Source organism: Nocardia sp. CA-120079 (genome assembly GCF_050955745.1).
Taxonomy (GTDB): Bacteria; Actinomycetota; Actinomycetes; order Mycobacteriales; family Mycobacteriaceae; genus Nocardia.
Genome location: NZ_CP192088.1, coordinates 5,272,968 through 5,292,965 on the forward strand (window position 1 = coordinate 5,272,968; position 19,998 = coordinate 5,292,965).

Below are 19,998 nucleotides of genomic sequence, written 5' to 3' on the forward strand. Positions count from 1 at the left end.
GGTTTCGTCGATGCGTGCGGGTGCTGTGTCGATGGATTGTTCGAAACGCTCTCTCACGACCGTGCCTCCTGCCTCGATGCGCCTTCCAGGTGCTCGTCGAGCACCGGACCGATGACGGCGAGTGATTCCGGTGTCGTCATGGCCGAGTGTTTGCAAGGCAGGTCGTGGTTGTGAATGCTGCCGGTGACGAAGGGCGCCCATGCCGCGGCGCGGCGGATCGGGTCGGTGTGGTTGATCTCGTCATCGGCCGCGGTGAAGAAGAGCAGATCACCGTCGAAGGTCCTGGGGCGGAAGCCGTGGGCCAGGACAGTGCCATTGGTGTAGCCCGCGTAGAGGCGCTCCAGATGTTCGATGGTCAGGGTGGCGAACGGGCCGGGGCGCGAGCTCAGCAGTTCGGCGGCGTCGCGCAGGGTCATGCGCGGGTCGAGTTCGACGTCATCGGCGTCATTGCCGAATTCGCCGATGATCTCGGCCACCGTGGGAATCGCATGCTCGAGCCATTCGTCGGTGAGCTGGTAGCTGTCCATCATCGACAGCAGCGCGACCTGTTCGCCCGCCTCCTGCAACTGGACCGCCACCTCGTGCGCGATCAGGCCGCCCAGCGACCAGCCGAGCAGGTGGTAGGGCCCTTCGGGCTGGACCGACTTGATATGCGCCACATAGTTTTCCGCGGCCTCGCCGATCGAATCGAACCCGTCCTCGCCCGCGACGTGCGGTGCCTGCAAGCCGTACACCGGACGGTCCGCAGCCAGATGCGCGAGCAGACCCGAGTAGCACCAGGACAGCCCGATCGCGGGATGGATGCAGAACAGCGGGGCCCGGCTCGCGGTAGTGCGGGCCCGGATCGGCAGTAGCGGCTCCAGTGTCGCGGCGATGGCCGCGCCGGGGTGACCGGCTCCGTCCAGCCGGGTCGCGATGGCGGCCGGGGTGGAGTCGCCGAACATCAGCTGCACCGGGAGATCGATTCCATTGGCGCGCAGCTCCGCCACGACCTTCGTGGCCAGCAACGAGTTGCCGCCGAGTTCGAAGAATCCGTCGTCGACACCCACCGTTTCGACACCGAGCACCGTCGCGAAGGCTGCGCACAGCCGCACCTCGGTCGGGGTGGTCGGCGCCCGATAGCCTTCGCTCGCGCTGAAGACCGGTTCCGGCAGCGCGTCGCGGTCGAGCTTGCCGACCGGACTGAGCGGGACCTGGTCGATCAGCATGATCGATTGGGGCACCATGTAATTCGGCACCCGCGCCGCGAGGTGTTCGGTGAGCTCGGCCGCGTTCAGCGTATTTCCCTCGCACGGCTTCACATACGACACCAATGCCGTCGCACCGGCTGGGGTCCGATGACCGATGGTCGTCGAGAACTCGACCGCGTCGTGCCGCGCGAGCGCGGCGTCGATTTCCCCGAGCTCGATGCGGAATCCGCGGATCTTCACCTGATGGTCGGTGCGGCCGAGGTATTCGATTTCGCGGGCCGAGTCGGAGCCGCGCCCGAACCAGCGCACGAGATCGCCGGTGCGATACATCCTTTCCCCCGGCTTGCCGTAGGGGTTCGCGATGAACCGCTGCGCCGTCAGCCCCGGACGGTTGAGATAGCCCCGTGCCAGGGCACTACCCGCCAGGTGCAGTTCACCGGTCACCCCGACCGGCGCGGGATGCAGCCGTCCATCGACGATGGTGGCGTTCACGCCGCGGATCGGCCCGCCGATCGTGATCGGCTCGCCCGGTGCCATGGGCTGGGAGATCACCGTGACAATGGTGGTCTCGGTCGGCCCGTACACGTTGTACAGATTGCGGCCGGGCGCCCAGCGCGTGACCAGCTCCGGCGGCAGCGCCTCACCGCCCACCAGCACATGCGCCAGTTCGGTGACGCCGGTCGGATCGACCGTGCCGAGTGCCGAGGTGGTGATGAACGCGTGCGTTATCCCCTCCTCGATGAACACCCTGCCCAGTTCGGCGCCGCCGACCACACCCGGTGGCGTGATCACCAGCGTCGCCGCACCACCGAGTGCGAGCAGCAGGTCGAGCATGGCGGCGTCGAAGCTCGGCGTCGCGAAATGCAGGACCCGGCAACCGGGGTGCACCTCGAACCGCTCGGCGGTCTCCGCGGCGAAGTTCGACAGGCCACCGTGGGTGACCACGACACCCTTCGGTGTGCCGGTCGAGCCGGACGTGTAGATGACGTATGCCGGATTGTCCACCCGCAGCGCCCTGATCCGCTCGCCCGTCCTGATCGGCGCATCGGACGTATCCAGCACCCGCCCACGGAATTCGGCATCATCGAGCACGATCCACTCGGCGTCGCCCGGCATCTGGTCGCGGTGCTCGGCCAGCGTGATGCCCAGTGCCGCACCGGAATCGGTGAGCATGTGGGAGATCCGCTGCGCCGGATACAGCGGGTCGACCGGCACGAATGCCGCACCCGCCTTGGCCACCGCGAGCATCGTCGCCACCGATTCGACCGAGCGCGGAATCCCCAGCGCCACAAGTGTTTCCGGGCCGACCCCGCGTTCGATGAGCACCCGTGCCAGCCGGTTGGTCCACCGGTCGAGCGCGTCGTAGCTCACCTGGGTATCGCCCGAGCACAGTGCGATGGCCTTGCGATCGACATTCGCCGCGTTCTCGAACACCTCGGGGAAGGTGGCCGGCCGGTCCGCCTCCGCCCCGCGCACCGGAGCCAACCCGGACCATTCGGCGGGATCGAGCAGCTCCAGATCACCCACGGCGGTGGTCGGATTCGCTGCGACACCGGCGAGCAGCCGGACCAATCGCCTGCCGAGCCGCTGCGCGGTCTGCTCGTCGAACAGATCGCTCGCGTAGTTGACCGACAGGTTGATTCCGCCGGGTTCCCTTGTCCCGGTGTGTGATTCGGTAAGCGTGAACTGCAGATCGAACTTCGCGATACCGGTGTCGATATCCTCCGACTCGATGCGCAGCCCGGGCAGGTCGAGCACCCGCACCGGGTGGTTCTGCACCGAGAGCATCACCTGGAACATCGGGTGATGGGCCTGCGAGCGGGCCGGATTCAGTACCTCGACGAGTCGCTCGAACGGCAGGTCCGCATGCGCGAACGCATCCAGATCGATGTCGCGCACGGCGTGCAGCAGGTCGGTGAACCTGGCGTCCGGATCGATCCGGGTGCGCAGTACCAACGTGTTGACGAACATACCGACCATTCGATCCAGCTCCGGATGGCCACCGCGACCGGCGATCGGCGTGCCGACGGTGATGTCGTCGGTCGCGGTCATCCGATGCAGCAGCACCGCCAGCGCGGCGTGTAGCAGCATGAACATGCTGACGTTATTGCTGGTGGCGATCGTGCGCAGTTCTCGATGGGTCAATGCGTCGATCGGGCACTCCACGATGCCCCCGCGATAGCTCGGCGCGGGCGGGCGCGGCCGGTCCGCCGGCAGGTTCAGCAGCTCAGGAATTCCGTTCAGGGTCTCGCGCCAGTAGTCGAGCTGGCGATGGACCAGCGAATCGGGATCGTCCTCGGTGCCGAGCGTGTCCTGTTGCCAGAGCGCGTAATCGGCGTACTGGATCTCCGATTCCGGCCAGTCGGGCGTCTTCGCCTCGCATGCTGCTGCATAGGCGATGGCCACATCGGTGGCCAGGGGTGCCAGCGACCAGCCGTCCATCGCGATGTGGTGGACGACGAGCACCAGCACATGCTCGGTCGATGCCCCTGATTTCGCGTCGGTGGATCCATTGCGGTCGACCGTGAACAGCGCGGCCCGCAGCGGCACGGTCGAGGCGAGATCGAATCCCGGAGTCGCGGAATTTTGTACCGCATCTGGTATTTCCGACGGCGGCAGGGTCGTGACGAACATCGAGACGGCCGCATCGGCCGGATCGAGAACGCGCTGCGTGGGAACCCCATCGACCTCCGGGAATACCGTCCGCAGCGTCTCGTGCCGCTGCTGTACGGCGTGCAATGCCCGCATCAGCGCATCGGCATCCAGCTCGCCGCGCATGCGCAGCACCACCGGGACGTTGTAGGCCCCGCTGGCCTCACCTGTGCCGTCTCCGACCTGGTTGAACCGGTTCAGGAACCACAGTCGATACTGGGCCGCCGACAACGGAATCCGCTCCGGCCGATCGCGGCGCACCAACTCCGGCCGAGCGTCGGCACCGGAACCGGCATCGAGCAGCATCGCGATTTCGGCGACCGTCGGCCTGGTGAAGACGGTGCGCACCTCGAGCCGGGTATTGGTCGCCGCGGCCAGCCGGGCCACGAGTTGGGTTGCCAGCAGCGAATTTCCGCCGATATCGAAGAAACTGTCCTCGGCGCTCACACCCTCGACACCCACCAACTCGCCCATCACCTCGGCCACCAGCCGCTCGGCGTCGGTCGCTGGTGCCCGCTGGGCCGTGCGCAACGTCAGCTGCGGTTCGGGCAGTGCGGCGACATCCAGTTTGCCCGTCGGGGTCAGCGGGATCCTGTCCAGCACGGTGATACTCGCCGGAACCATATGCGCGGGAAGCTGTTCGGCGACATGGGCGCGCACCGCATCGATATCCGGTGCGGCGTCCTCGGCGGGCTGGATGAACGAGACGATCCGATCCACGCCCGCGATATGGCGCACCTCGGTGTGCGCGAACCGCACGTGCTCATGTGCGGCGAGCGCGTTGGTGATCTCGCCGAGTTCGATGCGGAAGCCGCGCACCTTGACCTGATGGTCACTGCGTCCGAGGTAGACGATATCGCCCACGGCATTCCAGCGCACCACATCACCACTGCGGTACATCCGCGACCCCGCCGGTCCGAAAGGGTCGGCGACGAATCGTGTAGCGGTGAGTTCGAACCTGTCGAAATACCCACGCGAGACACCGAATCCGCCGAGGTATAGATCGCCGGGAACCCCGACCGGGACCGGACGCAGCCGCTCATCGAGTACCAGCGCCCGCGCACCGCGCACCGGGGTTCCGATGGTGATCGGTTCGCCGATCGCCAGCGGCGCGGAGATCGTGGTGACGATGGTGGTCTCGGTCGGCCCGTAGACGTTGTGCATCTGCCGTCCCGAGGCCCAGCGGGCCACCAACCCCGGACTCAAGGCCTCGCCACCCACCATGAGCGCACGCAGGCACGGCAATGACCAGCGCTCCCGATCGATGGTGGCCAACGCGGCCGGTGTGATGAACGTGTGGGTGACACGCTCGCGCTCCATCAGCGCGGCCAGTTCATCGCCGCCGTAGATATCGGTCGGGACGATCACCATGGTCGCGCCGGAGCCGATCGCGAGCAGCAGATCCAGAATCGCCGCGTCGAAGCTCGGGGAGGAAAAGTGCAGCGTGCGCGAATCCTTGTCGACCCGCATCCGCTCGCGGAGTTCGTCGCCGAAGTTCGACAGCCCGCTGTGCGTGACGCCCACGCCCTTGGGTTTGCCGGTCGAGCCCGAGGTGTAGATCACATAGGCCAGATCGGCGATCTCGATGGGACGATGGCGTTCGTAGTCGTCGACCAGGCAGTCGTCGAATTCGTCCAGTTCCTCGATGAATTCAGGCGCGTCGAGCAGCAGCCAGTCCGTGCCCGCGGTCGCGGGCAGCCGATCGGCGTGCTCGGCCAGCGTGACGCCCACTTCGCACCCGGAGTCGACCAGCATGTGCCGCACGCGGTCGGCCGGATAGTTCGGATCCACCGGCACGAATGCGGCACCGGACTTGGTGACCGCGAGCATCGTGATGACCGAGTCGATCGAGCGGGTCAGGCCGAGTGCCACTCGGTCACCCGGACCGAGCCCGCGCTCGATCAGCGCCCGTGCCAACCGATTCGAGCGCGCGTCGACCGCGGTGTAGGTCAGCGAGGTGCCATTCGAGCGGATCGCCGTGCGCTGCGGATGCATATGCGCGGTGGCGGTGAAGTAGGCGGCCAGCGTGCACTGCGGCGTGGTCGGGCCGCCGGTGGCCGGGGTGAGTTGTCGTCGCTCGAATTCGGTGCGCACGTCGATATCGCGGACCAGCACCTGCGGTGCCGCGGTAATGGCCGCCAACACCGCCTGGAACCGATCGGCCATCGTTTTGACCGTCGCCGCATCGAAAAGCTCTGCGGCATAGGCGAATTCGAAGGTACGCGCCGACGCGCCCGGTCCGGCGTCGCGGCTGCCGGTACCGACCCGCAGTTCCAGATCGAATTTGGCCAGCGCGATATCCAATTCCTCGGCATGCAAGGCGAGGCCGGGCAGTTCGAGCGCGGGAACCGGACCGTCCTGCACCGTCAGCGCCACCTGGAACAGCGGATGGCGACCGCTGCCGCGCCCGTCGCTGCCCAACTCGTTGACGATGCGCTCGAAGGGGATATCCGTGTGCGCCATGGCGGCCAGCTCGTTATCGCGATCCGCGCGCAGCAGCGTCGCGAACGGAATATCCGGGTCGACATCCGAGCGCAGCACCAGCGTGTTGACGAACATGCCGACCAGCTCGTCGAGCTTGGTATCGGTGCGCCCCGCGACCGGCGTGCCGATCACGATATCCCGACCGCCGGTGATGAACCGCAGCATGACCGCGAGGGCCGAGCGCAGCACCATGAACATGCTGACGCCCTGTTCGCGCGCAAATTCGGCAAGTGCCCGCTGCACCGGCTCGGGCACGCTGAAGCGCACCGAACCCGCCTCCTGCGTCGGCGCGGCCGGCCGCAGCCGATCGTAGGGCAGCGGCAGTTCGTCGTGCAGATCCGCCAGTGCGCTGCGCCAGTAGGCGAGTTGCTCGGCTGCGAGACTGTCCGGATCGGCCTCGTCACCGAGGTAGGCGCGCTGCCACAGCCCGAAATCGGCGTACTGCACCGGAAGTGGTGTCCAATCGGGTGCACCACCTGCACGCCTTGCCACGTAAGCAGCGGCCAAATCCCGGGTCAGCGGGCCGAGCGACCAACCGTCGGCGGCGATGTGGTGCAACACGATGCCCAGCAGATGACGCCGAGAGTCGGTGCGCAGCAAGCTGATCCGCAGCGGAATGTCCTTGGTGAGATCGAATCCGGTGCGGGCCATAGCGCGCAGTGTCTGCTCGGCGGCGCCTTCGTCGGTCGCCACCGGCTCGACCACCGGCATGGACTTGGCGGTCGGCAGCACCGACTGCCGGGCGCCGAGATTGTCCTCCGGGAACACCGTGCGCAGTATCTCGTGCCGCTCGACCAGATCGGTCAGCGCCGCGCGCAGGGCCGCCGCATCCAGATCGCCGTCGATCCGAATGACGAATGCGATGTTATAGGCGCTCGATTCGGGTGAGAATCGATTGAGGAACCACAGTCGCTGCTGGGGCAGCGACAATGGAATGCGTCCCGGACGCGGGGTATGCACAGCCAGCGCCACCCGTTGCGTCCGGGGCGCTTCCGTTATCCGTTCCGCGACACCGGCCACCGTCGGCGCCTCGAAGATCAGCCGCACCGGCAGGTCGACGCCGAATTCCGCGTGCAGTGCGGCGGCGAGGCGGGTGGCGAGCAGCGAGTTGCCGCCCACCTCGAAGAAACTGTCCTCCGCGCCCGTCATCGGATGGCCGAGGATTTCACCGAACGCGGCGGCTACGCGCTGCTCCAGCAGCGTGCTCGGCGCACGCGAGGTACCCGCGGCCGCGAAAACCGGTGCGGGCAGGGCCTTTCGGTCGAGCTTGCCGGCCTGGGTGACGGGCATCTCGTCGAGTACGGCGATCGAGGCAGGCACCATGTAGCCGGGCAGCCGCTGACGCGCGGTTTCGGCAATGGCGGCGGCCTCGATCGGTTCGTCCGCGGTCACATAGGCGACCAGGCGGGGCTGGCCGTGTTCGTCGGTGTGCACGACGGTGAGCGCGGCGCGCACACCCGGATGGGCGCGCAGCACATGGTCGATTTCGCGCAGTTCGATGCGGAAGCCGCGAATCTTGATCTGGTCGTCGGCGCGGCCGAGGAAGCGCAGCTGTCCGGTGGGATCCGAGACCACGAGATCGCCGGTGCGGTACATCCTTTCACCGCGCCTACCGTGTGGGTTGGCCGGGAAGCTCTGTGCCGTAAGGCCGTATCGGCCCAGGTAGCCGCGGGCCAGTCCCGGGCCGGACAGGTAGAGCTCGCCCGGGGTGCCCGGTGGCACCGGATGCAGTCGACCGTCCAGCACGAACAGTCGCATACCGCGCACCGGCATGCCGAGCGGCACCGGACGGCCCGCCTGCATCGGACCGCTGGCGGTGGCGGCGACGGTCGCCTCGGAAGGGCCGTACATATTGTGGATACGGTGCCCGGCCGACCACCGTTCGACCAGTTCCTCCGAGCACGCCTCACCGCCGACGATGACGGCCTCGAGCTCGTCGAGCCCCTCCTCCGGCACGGTGGCCAGCGCGGCCGGGGTGATGAACGCATGGGTCACCCGCTCCGTGCGCAGCAGATCGGCGAGTTCCATACCGCCGTACATGCCCGCGGGTGCGACGACGATGGTGGCGCCCGCCGCGAACCCGAGCAGGATCTCCAGCACCGACGCGTCGAAGCTGGGCGAGGAGAAGTGCAGCGTGCGTGCCGAATCCGTGACACCGAACAGATGCATCTGCTCCTGTGCCAGCGATGCGATACCGGCGTGGGTGACGACGACGGCCTTGGGCTTTCCGGTGGAACCCGAGGTGTAGATCAGGTAGGCCGGATACCCGGTGCGCATCGGATAGTGGCGGTCCGCATCGGTAACGGGATCGGTTGAGTAGCGAGCGGATTCGGTGGCCAGTTCATCCGAGCCGAGTACCAGCCAATCGACATAATGCTTGCGGTGCTTACCGCCTGCGGCAGGCCATGCGGGCATGGTGGCCAGGGATTCCGGCACGGTCAGTCCGAGCATGGCACCGGAATCGGCGATCATATGCCCGATCCGCTCAGCCGGGTAACTCGGATCGATCGGCACATATGCCGCACCGGTTTTCGCCACGGCCCAGATGGCCGCGATGGAATCGAGGCTGCGCGGCAAGGCGATCGCCACTACTACCTCGGGTCCGGCGCCGTGTTCGATCAGCGTGCGCGCCAGGCGGTTCGACATCTCGTCGAGTTCGCGGTAGCTGGTGTCGACGCCCTCGTACCGCACGGCCGTCGCATCCGGCAGCCGCTCGGCGATGTCGGTGAACAGCTGCGCCAAGGTGATCGAGGGCTCACCCGGAGCACCGGCGATCGGCGCGAGCTTCGCCGCCTCGCGCCGGTCCAGGATCTGCAGATCGCCGACCGGTCGATTCGGCTCGGCGACGACGGCACTGAGCACGGCGATGAACCGGCGGGCGAGCGATTCGACCGTGCGCTTGTCGAAAACATCGGTGGCATAGCCGAATTCGGCGTGCAGCGGGCCGTCGGCGATACCGTCGTGCAGTTCCAGCTGCAGATCGAATTTGGCGATATCGGCGGCGATCGGCAGCACCCGCGCCCGCACCCCGGGCAGATCGATGCTCAGATCCGGTGCACGGTCATACGAAAGCATCACCTGGAACAGCGGATGCCTGGCGGCGGAGCGCTCCGGGTTGACGAGTTCGACCAGCCGCTCGAACGGCACATCCGCATTGGCGAAGGCGTTCAGATCGGTTTCGCGAACCACATCGAGCATCTGGTCGAACCCGGCGGCCGGATCGACCTCGGTCCGCAACACCAGCGTGTTGACGAACATGCCGACCAGATCGTCGAGCGCCGGATCCGAACGGCCCGCGATCGGGGTGCCGATGGCGATATCGGTGCTCGTGCACAGCCGCGCGAGCAGCGTGGCCAGTACCGCGTGCAGCACCATGAACATGCTGACACCCCGACTGGCCGCGAGTTCGCCTGCGGCGCGGCGGATCTCGGGTGCAATAGTGAACTCGACCCGCCCGCCTTCGATCGAGCGACGCAGCGGGCGCGGACGATCCAGCGGCAGGTCGAGCTGATCGGGCAGACCAGTGAGGGCCGCGCGCCAGTAGGCGAGCTGACGGCTCAGCGCACTCGCCGGATCGGCTTCGTCGCCGAGCAGTTCGCGCTGCCACAGGGAGAAATCAGCGTACTGCACCGGCAGCGGAGTCCACTGCGGTGCGATGCCCTTCGCGCGCATGGCCACCGCGGCCATCAGATCCCTGGCCAGCGGTGCGATCGACCAGCCGTCGCCGCAGATGTGGTGCAGCACGATGAGGAATACGTGCCGATTCGCTCCGGTGGTCCACAGCGCCACCCGAATCGGGGCCTGACTGCGCAGATCGAAGCCGTATCCGGCGAACTCCTCGGCCAGTTCCCGCACATCGGCGCCGGTCGCGTCGATCGGGTCCAGGGTGAGCGGGATATCGGTGGCCGGATGCACGAACTGGTACGGACCTTCCGGTGCATCCGGGAAGGTGGTGCGCAAGGATTCGTGCCGTTCGATTACATCGATGAGTCCGGCACGCAGCGCCACGAGATCGATGGGTCCGTCGATCTCGACGGCAAGCGGCATGTTGTAGGCGGCGGCATGTTCGGCGAAGCGATTGAGGATCCACAGCCGCTGCTGAGCCAGCGACAGCGGAATCCGTTGCGGCCGTTCGGCAGGTACCAGCTTCGGAGACGACGCGTCCGGATTGTGGGCGGCGAAGCGCTCGATCAACGCGGTGATGGTCGAGGCCTCGAACAGGTCGCGGATAGTCAGCCCGGTACCGAGGGCGGCATTGATCCGCGCGACCGCGCGGGCGGCGATCAGCGAATTGCCGCCGAGATCGAAAAAGCCGTCCTCGACACCGATTCCGTCGATACCGAGAACTTCGGCGAAGACACCGGCGAGTACCCGCTCCACCTCGGTGCGGGGCTCGGACGTGAGATGGCCGGACGGGCGGGTGGCATCGGGTTCCGGCAGCGCCTTGCGGTCGATCTTGCCGTTCGCGCTCAACGGTAGTTCGGCGAGCACCATCAGCACTGCAGGCACCATGTAGCTGGGCAGCGTGCGACGCAAGGCATTCAGCAACGCGGTGCTGTCCAAATGGTCCGAAAAGGCCGGGGCGGCAACGACATAGGCTACGAGTTCGTCGCCGGTGCGGCCGCGATGGGCGACGCAGACCGCGCGGGCGACCCGCTCGTCAGCCAGCAGCGCCGCCTCGATCTCACCGAGTTCGATGCGCAGACCGCGGATCTTCACCTGGAAGTCGCTGCGACCCAGGTATTCGAGGATCCCTCGAGCCGAATTGCCCCGGTGGCCGCCGAGATCCGGCTCGCCCTGCCAGCGCGCCAGATCGCCGGTGCGGTACATCCGGGCGCCCGGAGTGAACGGGTTGGCCACGAAACGATCAGCGGTCAACCGAGGTTGGCCGAGGTAACCGCGCGCCAGTTGGACACCCGCGAGATACAGCTCGCCGACGACCCCCGGAGGCACCGGCTGCAGACGTGCGTCCAAGACGTAGGTCTGGGTGTTCCACACCGGCGCGCCGATCGGCACGGTATCCGGGTCGGCCGGGCACGGCCAGTAGGTGACATCGACGGCGGCCTCGGTCGGCCCGTACAGATTGTGCAGTTCCGGCCCGTGCATGGCGGCGTGGAAATCACGGACGGTGGCCGCGGGCAACGCCTCACCGCTGCAGAACACCCGGCGCAGCGTGGTGCAGCCGCGTACATCGGTATCGGAGACGAATACCGAAAGCATCGACGGCACGAAATGGGCTACAGTGATGGACTTTTCGGCGATCGTCCGGGCGAGGTAGCCGGGATCGCGGTGACCGTCGGGCGTCGCGACGACGAGTCGCGCTCCGATCTGTAAGGGCCAGAAGAATTCCCAGACCGAGACGTCGAAGGTGTCCGGGGTCTTCTGCAGCACCGCGTCGGTGCCGTCCAGCGGATATTCGTGCTGCATCCAGCGCAGCCGGTTGACGATCGCGGCGTGAGTTACGCCGACGCCCTTGGGTTTTCCGGTCGATCCCGAGGTGAAGATCACGTACGCGAGATGATCGGCACGCAGTGGAGAGAGGCGGTCGGTGTCGGTGATCGGGTGGGCGTCGAAATCCGTGAGGTCTGCGGTATCGATCGCGACCGTGTCCGCGCCCGCAGACAGCGCGAGTTCGTCTCGGGCCGTGGTCAATACACAGACCGGATCGGCCCGTTCGAGGATCTGTTCGATCCGCTCGACCGGATGATCGGAATCCAGCGGCAGGTACGCCGCGCCCGCCTTGATGATCGCGTAGATGCCCACGACGAGTTCGACGCTGCGCCGCAGGTACAGCCCGACAACCTGCTCGGGTCCCGCGCCACGGGCGATGAGCAGTCTGGCCAGCTGGTTGGCACGCTCGTCGAGTTCGCGGTAAGTCAGTGTCTCGTCACCGAATTCGAGCGCGACCGCATCCGGGCAGATCATCGCGCGATCGGCGAACAGGCCGGACAAGGTCCCCTGCTGCGGCGCGGTCTCGGTGGCATTCCAGGTGTGCAGCACGCGCTCGCGCTCGTCATCGGTGATGGCGATCAGACTCTCGGCGTGCATATCGGGATCGGCGGCGAGGAACCGGGTCAGGAAGTTCAGGAACCGGCCGTGGTGCGCCTGGACCTCGGACTCCGCGTAGAGCCGCGGATTGGCCTCGAAGTCGACATGGATGCGACCGCCCTCGCCGTTGTACAGATTGATGGACAGGTCCTCGACCGGGCCGGTGGCGAGCACATGCAGCGAGCCGAGCAGACTGCCGAACTTCAGCTCGTCGTGGAACAGCATGATGTTGACCATCGGGCCGAAGAATCCGCGCGCATCGCGGGAGTAGCCGCAGTCGCGGCGGATGTCGTCGTGCCGGTAGAGCTGGTGTCGCAGCGCGCCGGTGATCTGCAATTCGGCCGCGCGCACCACATCGCGGACGGTGGTATCGGCATCGAAGCGCACCCGGATCGGTACCACATTCGAGACCACGCCGGCGGCGCGGCGCAGCGCGACCGTGGTCCGCGCCGATACCGGCAGGCTCAGCACCACGTCGGAATTGCCGGTCACCGAGCGCACATAGGCGGCCAGCGCGGCGACGAACATCGTCGAGCTCTGGGTCTCGAGTTCGGCCGTGGCCGCGTTCATGGCCGCCTCGGCGCGTTCGTCGAGGACCGCGCAAGCACGCCGCCGCCCCGCATCCGGGGCGGCGGTGAGGCCGTTCACGTTGGACAGAGTCATCGGTCCACCCGCGCCCGCTAATTGCTCGAGCCAATAGTCGCGGTCGTTGCGGAACCGGCCGGAGTCGCGGTACGTGGATTCGTCCGCATAGATTTTCGCCAGCGGTGTAGCTCGGGATGCCTCCGGTTCGGTGCGATTCTCCACCGCCGTATAGATCTCCGCGGTGCGGGTGAGTGCGTTCATCGCGCCGTAGCCGTCGATCACGATGTGATGGCCGCGTGCGTACCAGATGTAGTCGGATTCGCCGGTCCGCAGCACGATGTTCGTGGTAAGCGGATCCCGTTCGAAGTCGATCGGCGAACTGGCGTGCTCATTCATCCAGCGCAGCGCGGCAGCGTGCGGATCAGGCTCGTCGCGCAGATCGATCCGGCCCCAGCCCGGGCGGCGGGTGTGGTCGATCACCTGATGCGGGACACCGTCGATCTCGATCAGACGCACATGTCCGACCTGCGTTTCGACACCGAACCGTTCGATGGAGTACAGCAGGCGTCCGACGTCCAGGTCGCCGTGGATCTCGACATACTGCGCAATGGTCAGCGGGACATCCGGGCGGATACGTTGGGCGTACCAGAGGGCTGTTTGCGCTGGCGACAGAGCGAATGGTTGTGCCGAGAATTCACCGGAAGAGCATTGGTCGACGCGATCCGTGGCCAATGACTTCATCAATCACTCCTTCTGCCGCTGTTGATGCACAACTCCCCGAGCACCGCCACCGCAGGCGCGCACGCGCCAGCCGTAGGACGTGATCCACGCCCATAGATTCGGAGCATCGAATGCAACGGATGGCCAGCGTTGCGGATTTGTTTCACTTCGAACGACGTTGGCAGTAAGGCGCTTTCGCAAGCAACATTTCCGCAAACTCTCCAAATTTGCGGCTTGAGCGGCGGAAAACACTGAAAACGAACCGACCTACGCCAGACTCGATTGCAATCTGGCGAACTGCACGCTAACGCTCAGGGCAAACCGAAAGATGGTTTCGAAGCCCCGAAACATACCGATTGTTTGGTTAGGGGAACGCCCTATTCCTCGCGCTCAACCGATCTGGCGAGCTCAGCCGACCGGCTGGTCCATGGTGGCCTGGTCGTTCACACACCTACCGCGGGTCTTTCGCCGCCGGATAACCGCCACCACGACGGCAGCACCGGACAGAATAACCGAGAGCAGTTCCGCTTCGGCGCCGAATCGGGTCGCGAGCGTCGTATTGCTCCGCAACGGCAGTTCGGCGACCAGCGCGGCGGGTACGAACTTGGGTGTCTGCTGCTGGACTGCGCCGTCCGCGGTGATGATGGCGCTGACACCGGAGGTGGCGGCGACCACGAGGGCGCGGCCGTGTTCGACGGCACGGACCCGGGACATGGCCAGCTGCTGATAGGTCATCTCGCTGTCACCGAAGGTGGCGTTGTTGGTGGGCACGGTCAGCAATTGCGCGCCGGCATGCATGGAATCGCGGAAGGCGCGGTCGAAGGCGACCTCGTAGCAGGTCGCGACGCCGATATCGATGCCGCCGTCGCGACTGCTTGCAGGTCGCTCGAAAGGGTCGGCGCGGACAGTGCCGTCGCCGTGGCCCGGGACGAAGTATCCGGCGCGGTCGGCGTACTCGGAGAACAGGCGGAAGAAGCTGCGCATCGGCAGGTATTCACCGAACGGCTGGATGATCTTCTTGTCGTGCCGCTCCCCCGGACCGGCCGCACCATTCCAGACGATGACCGAGTTCGTCGTCGTGCGATCGCCGTTCACCAGTACGGCGCCGACGAGTATCGGCGCGCCGATCTGCTCGGACGCCTCGGTGATCTCCGCGGCCGCGTCGGCATTGCGCAGCGGGTCGATATCCGATGAGTTCTCCGGCCAGATCACCACGTCCGGCTTGCGCGCCTGCCCCTGCGCGACTGCTCGAGCCAATTCCTCGGTGCGCCGGACATGGTTGTCGAGTACAGCGCGTCGCTGGGCATTGAAGTCCAGCCCGAGCCGCGGCACGCTGCCCTGGATGGCAGCGACCGTGATCGTGCGGTCGCCCTCCTGCGGGCCGGGCAGCGCGGTCCGCAGGATCGCTCCGGTGACCGGGATGGTAACCAAGGTCGCCGCCGCGGCGATAATTCCGATGCGGGTCGTGGTGGTACGACCCGACTCGGCGGGCGACCGATCGTCTGTCGGCACGACCGTCACGCGGTTCCATACGTACACCAGTACTGCCGCCGCCGCGGTTCCGGTGAGCGCCACCGCGAATCCGATGAGCGGCGCGCCCCCTACGATGGCCAGCGAGAGGTACCATCCGTCGGCCTGGCCGAACGCCAAACGCCCCCACGGGAATCCGCCGAACGGAAAGCTCGATCGCAGCCACTCGGCGGCCGTCCACGTCAACGCCACCCACACCGGCCATCCCGGCAGCGAAAACAACAACCGTGCCAGTAGCCCGAACAGTCCCATATATAAGGCACACACCGTCGACAACGCGAGCCACGGCACCGGCCCGACGTAGATCCCGGTCCACGGCAACAGCGGCACGAAGAACGCCAGCCCCGCCAGGAACCCGTACCCGAACCCTCCACGCATCCGCGCAGCGCCGCGTGTGGTCAGCGTCAGCACCACGATCCCGATAGGCGCAAGAAACCAGAACGGCCGCGGCGGAAAGCTCCCGAAAATCAACAACCCCGACAGCACCGCCGCGACGGACCGACTCAGCACCGGATACCGACCGAGCGCGACGGCCACGCGGCGCAGAGCCGCGCCGGGTGTTTCAGGCTTCATGGATGGTGACTCCGCGGTGGACGGTGCGCAGGCAGGTGGGCAGGGACGCGTCGGGGTCGAGCGGGGGTAGGCCAGGGACTCGGGAGCGCGGATCGGTGGACCAGCGCTGGACGGTATCGGCGGCTGCTGCGACGACGAGGTCGGCGGCGTCCCAGACCGCGTAGGAGGCGGGAGCTCCCGGGACCAAGGTGCCCGCGACGCCGTCGCGGATGCCGCCCGCGCGCCAGGCCCCCCGGGTGGCAGCGGCAAAGGCGGCACGAGGGGAGAGACCGTGGCCCGGGGTGCGGTGGTTGACCGCGGCGCGCACCGCCGACCAGGGATCGAGTGCGGTAACCGGCGCGTCCGAGCCGATGGCGAGGGCGATGCCCGCCGCGGCCATGGCCGCGAAGGGATTCAGGGTGGCGGCGCGTTCGGAGCCGAGGCGAGTGGCGTACATGCCCTCCGGGCCGCCCCAGGTCGCGTCGAAACCCGGTTGGACACTGGCGATTACGCCCCAAGCGGCCAGTTTCGCGATCTGATCGGCATCGATCATCTCCGCATGCTCGACGCGGTGCGCGCGGGATGCGACGGCCGGGCCGCCGAGTTCGTCGACCACCCGTCCGAATCCGGCGACGACAGCATCCATCGCGGCATCACCGATAACGTGGAATCCGGCCTGAATGCCCGCCTCGGTGCAGGCACGCACATGTGCGGCGATCGTCTCGGCGTCGAGGTAGCCGAGACCGGTTCCGGCGTCATCGGCGTAAGACGCGCGCAACCGGGCGCTGTGCGAGCCGATCGAGCCGTCCACGAACAGATCGCCGCCGAGCGCTTGCACCCCGAGTTCGGCGACCAATGCCCGCGCCTCGTCCGCGGTGCGCACCGCCTCACCCCAATAGGTCCGGACTTCCACACCGTGCTCGAAGTCGAGTAACTCACGAATATCGGTGCGCCCGGCGATCTCCGGTCCCCCGCATTCGTGCACCGCCACGACACCGTGCGCGGCCGCCGTATCCAGTGCGGCCTTGCGTGCCCGATCCCGTTGTGCGCGATCCAATCCCGAGAGAACCGCGGTGCGCACCAGATGGTGCGCGTCGGCGCGCAGGGGCGCATCGGGGGTGAAACCTGCCGCGGCGGTGACTTCCGCAGTCAACAACCCCGACGACACCACCGCCGAATGCGCGTCCACCCGTGACAGATAGACCCGCCGCCCCGGCTGCACCGCCGCGTCGAGTTCCTCGACCGTCGGCGGCCGACGTTCCGGCCATCCGGTCTCGTCCCAGCCGTCACCGAGAATCGCGCCGTCGGGATGCGACGCCGCGAACGCGCGCAGCAGTTGCAGGCAGTGTTCGAGTGAACGCGCCACCGACAGATCGAGGCCGGTCAGTTTCAAGCCCAGCGCCGTCACATGCACGTGCGGATCGACGAATGCCGGTGCCACGAAAGCACCGTCGAGGTCGATGATCTCCGCATCCGGATGCAGCGCGCGTCCCGGTTGCTCGGCGCCCAGCCACACCACAGTGCCGTCGGTCACGGCCATTGCCGTCGCGTCGGGTGAACTCGAACTGTAGAAACGACCGCCGATCAGCAACTGGGTACTCACGAGAGACCAGTCTGCCGCATGGGTGTTTCAGTCCGTCGAGTCGGACAGCCTCCGCTGCGTAGCGGCTGCTTGCGGGCCGCGCTAGATGGTCGGTGGCGAAACGTCCGCGGGTTGTGCGAGCACTGCCATGACCTCCGCGTATCTCGGCGGCGCGCCACCGGGTGCGGCTCGCATACCCGCCTCCACCGCGATCAGTTCCAGCCGCAGTGCCGCGGCCGTGAATCCGGAAATCGACTGTCCCGCAGCCGCCGCGGCCTGCCGCACCGCCGCTGCCAGCTCCTCACTCACCGTGACGGTGAGCTCTTCGGTCGCCATCCGGCCACCCTAGTCCTTTGATCCGTCTTACGAAATGGGCACGAGGGTGACAGACGGCACGTTTGCGGAAGCGGCCAGACGTGAACCCGATCAGCCGGCTGACACTGTCGCGGGATCTGCAAGCAATCGCTACGGAAGAGCCGGGCGAGTCGAGGGCCGGGGGTCGTCGTACCACTCGCTGACGACCGCGCCGTCGACCACATCGTCACCGTCGATGATCACGCCGCGATACGGCATCGCGGCGGCCAGACGGCTGAAGCGACGCGCGGCGAACGCGGCGACCAGCGGACGGACCAGGAAGCGGGTCGGCGGCAGCAGCAGGAGCAGCCCGAAGAACGAGGTGACCAGGCCCGGGATGAACATCAGGAACCCGCCCGCAGCGACGAGCGCGCCGTCCGCGACCGCGGTGCCCGGGTTGATCTCCCCGCGTCCGGCGCGCCGGAATTGTTCGAAGACGCGACGGCCTTGGGAGCCGATGAGCAGCATGCCCGCGGCGGACCCGGCGATGAGCAGCAGGATGGTCGGCATCACACCGATGAGCTGGCCGACGCCGATCAGCGCGGCGATCTCGACGATGACGTAGAACACGAACAGTACGGCGGGCATGGCGATCCTTTCGGACGATCTACCCGGTTCAACGTCACACGGTCCGAATTTTCTCCCGATCCAGCCTGATAGGTCGCTGAGATCTCACCCGCCGGGTCGCACCAACCCGGTCTCGTAGGCCAGCACGACCGCTTGAACCCGGTCGCGCAGACCGAGTTTCGTCAGCACCCGCCCGACGTGCGTCTTCACGGTGGCCTCGGACAGGTACAACTGCTCGGCGATCTCGGCATTGGACCGCCCCGCCGCGATCTGCTCGAGCACCTCACGCTCACGCGCGGTCAGCACCTCGAGTACCGCCGGATCCCGCATACCACCCGGGTCGTCGGCGATGAGCCGGTCCAGCAGTCGCTTGGTCACCTTCGGCGAAACCACCGCATCACCGCCGGCCACACTCCGGATCGCCGAGACCAGATCCTCGGGCGGCGTGTCCTTCAACAGGAATCCGCTCGCACCCGCTCGCAGCGCGCCCAATGCGTGTTCGTCGAGATCGAAGGTCGTCATCACGAGCACCTTGCAGCCGTCACCGGCCTCGACGATGCGCTGCGTGGCGGATACCCCGTCGACGACCGGCATCCGCACATCCATCAGCACCACATCCGGCCGCAACTCCTTGGCCCGAGATATCGCGGCGGCACCGTTCTCGGCCTCTCCGATCACCTCGATGTCCGGGTGCGCACCGAGCACCATCTTCAATCCCATACGCATGAGTTCTTGATCGTCGACAACGAGAACGGTAATCGGCACGTCCCTAATCTATCGGCCCCGTCCAGCGCGTTTTCCGCACCGTGCGCACGGCCGCAGCGGATGCGATCTTGCATGGCACTCGTGGGCAGTCGGCCATAGAGCCACCTCACGGTTTCCGCCGCGTTGTGTCATCGTGCATTGGCTGCATCCCACACGAAAAGCCCAGTGGTGCAGCGCTACACCATCGCCGCAGGGGTCGCGGCGACGAGACCGCCGTCGATGAGCAGGTCCTGGCCGTTGATGTATGACGCCTCATCGGAGGCAAGAAAAGCGACCGCGGCGGCAACATCCTCCGCGGTACCGATACGCCCCGCGGCCACGGTGGCTACGGCGGCGGCCCGCACTTCCGGTGACGCTTCGGCATAGAACGCGGGCGTCCCGGTGTAACCCGGGCTCACCGAGTTGACCCGGATTCGCCTCGGTGCCAGCTCGGCCGCCAGCGCCCGCGCCAGGTTGTGCACCGCCGCCTTCGTCGCCGAATAGAGCGCCGCGCCGGGCCCACCCCGATGCAGTGCGAATGATGCGTTGATCACGATCGCGCCGCCATCGACCAGCAGGGGGAGGGTGTGCTGGATGGTGAAGAACGCGGCCTTGAAGTTGATATCGACAACCCGGTAGAACTCGGCCTCGGTGACGTCGCCGACCGCCTGGAACGCGCCGACGCCCGCATTGGCGAAAACGATGTCGAGGCGTCCGTAACGGTCCCGGACTGCGGCCGTCAACGCTTCCAGATCGGCGAGACTCGCTGCGTCGCCGGGGATTCCGAGGACGCGATCGCCACCGTTCAACTCTTCGAGCGCGACGTCCAAACGGGTCTTGTCACGCCCGGTGATGACAACCCGCCCGCCCTCGTCGAGCAGCCTGCGCGCGGTGGCCAACCCCATACCGCTGGTTCCGCCGGTGATCAGCGCGATCTTGTCGTCGAATCGGGAATTGCCCACCATGGCACGACCTCTCATACAGTTGGAT

7 protein-coding genes are annotated in these 19,998 nt (G+C 67.0%); all 7 read right to left on the reverse strand.

Going from position 1 to position 19,998, the window contains the following annotated elements:
* Positions 1-53 precede the first annotated feature (53 nt).
* A complete protein-coding gene (locus ACQPYR_RS24300; RefSeq protein ID WP_433621260.1) occupies positions 54-13,700 on the reverse strand; it encodes an amino acid adenylation domain-containing protein in 13,647 nt (4,548 codons plus the stop codon).
* Positions 13,701-14,087: 387 nt separating this feature from the next.
* Positions 14,088-15,782 (reverse strand): apolipoprotein N-acyltransferase, encoded by a 1,695-nt coding sequence (gene lnt, locus ACQPYR_RS24305; RefSeq protein WP_433621261.1) that lies wholly within the window; start codon positions 15,780-15,782, stop codon positions 14,088-14,090.
* The gene (locus tag ACQPYR_RS24310) at positions 15,772-17,364 is read right to left on the reverse strand and encodes an amidohydrolase (RefSeq protein WP_433621262.1); all 1,593 of its coding nucleotides are present in this window, start codon (positions 17,362-17,364) and stop codon (positions 15,772-15,774) included. Before ACQPYR_RS24310 ends, lnt begins: the two co-directional genes overlap by 11 nt.
* Before the next feature lie 81 nt (positions 17,365-17,445).
* Positions 17,446-17,679 (reverse strand): hypothetical protein, encoded by a 234-nt coding sequence (locus ACQPYR_RS24315; protein WP_433520479.1) that lies wholly within the window; start codon positions 17,677-17,679, stop codon positions 17,446-17,448.
* 129 nt (positions 17,680-17,808) lie between these two features.
* Complete coding sequence (locus ACQPYR_RS24320) at positions 17,809-18,285, reverse strand: FxsA family protein (protein WP_433621263.1); 477 nt, start codon at positions 18,283-18,285, stop codon at positions 17,809-17,811.
* Positions 18,286-18,369: 84 nt separating this feature from the next.
* Positions 18,370-19,029, reverse strand: a complete 660-nt coding sequence (locus ACQPYR_RS24325; protein ID WP_040691387.1) for a response regulator — start codon at positions 19,027-19,029, stop codon at positions 18,370-18,372.
* 176 nt (positions 19,030-19,205) lie between these two features.
* Positions 19,206-19,973, reverse strand: a complete 768-nt coding sequence (locus ACQPYR_RS24330; RefSeq protein WP_433621264.1) for a glucose 1-dehydrogenase — start codon at positions 19,971-19,973, stop codon at positions 19,206-19,208.
* Positions 19,974-19,998: the final 25 nt, after the last annotated feature.

Coding starts and splice junctions, on each gene's coding strand:
- ACQPYR_RS24300 (WP_433621260.1), bottom strand. CDS start 13,700: ATGAAGTCATTGGCCACGGATCGCGTCGACCAATGCTCTTCCGGTGAA.
- lnt (WP_433621261.1), bottom strand. CDS start 15,782: ATGAAGCCTGAAACACCCGGCGCGGCTCTGCGCCGCGTGGCCGTCGCG.
- ACQPYR_RS24315 (WP_433520479.1), bottom strand. CDS start 17,679: ATGGCGACCGAAGAGCTCACCGTCACGGTGAGTGAGGAGCTGGCAGCG.
- ACQPYR_RS24320 (WP_433621263.1), bottom strand. CDS start 18,285: ATGCCCGCCGTACTGTTCGTGTTCTACGTCATCGTCGAGATCGCCGCG.
- ACQPYR_RS24330 (WP_433621264.1), bottom strand. CDS start 19,973: ATGGTGGGCAATTCCCGATTCGACGACAAGATCGCGCTGATCACCGGC.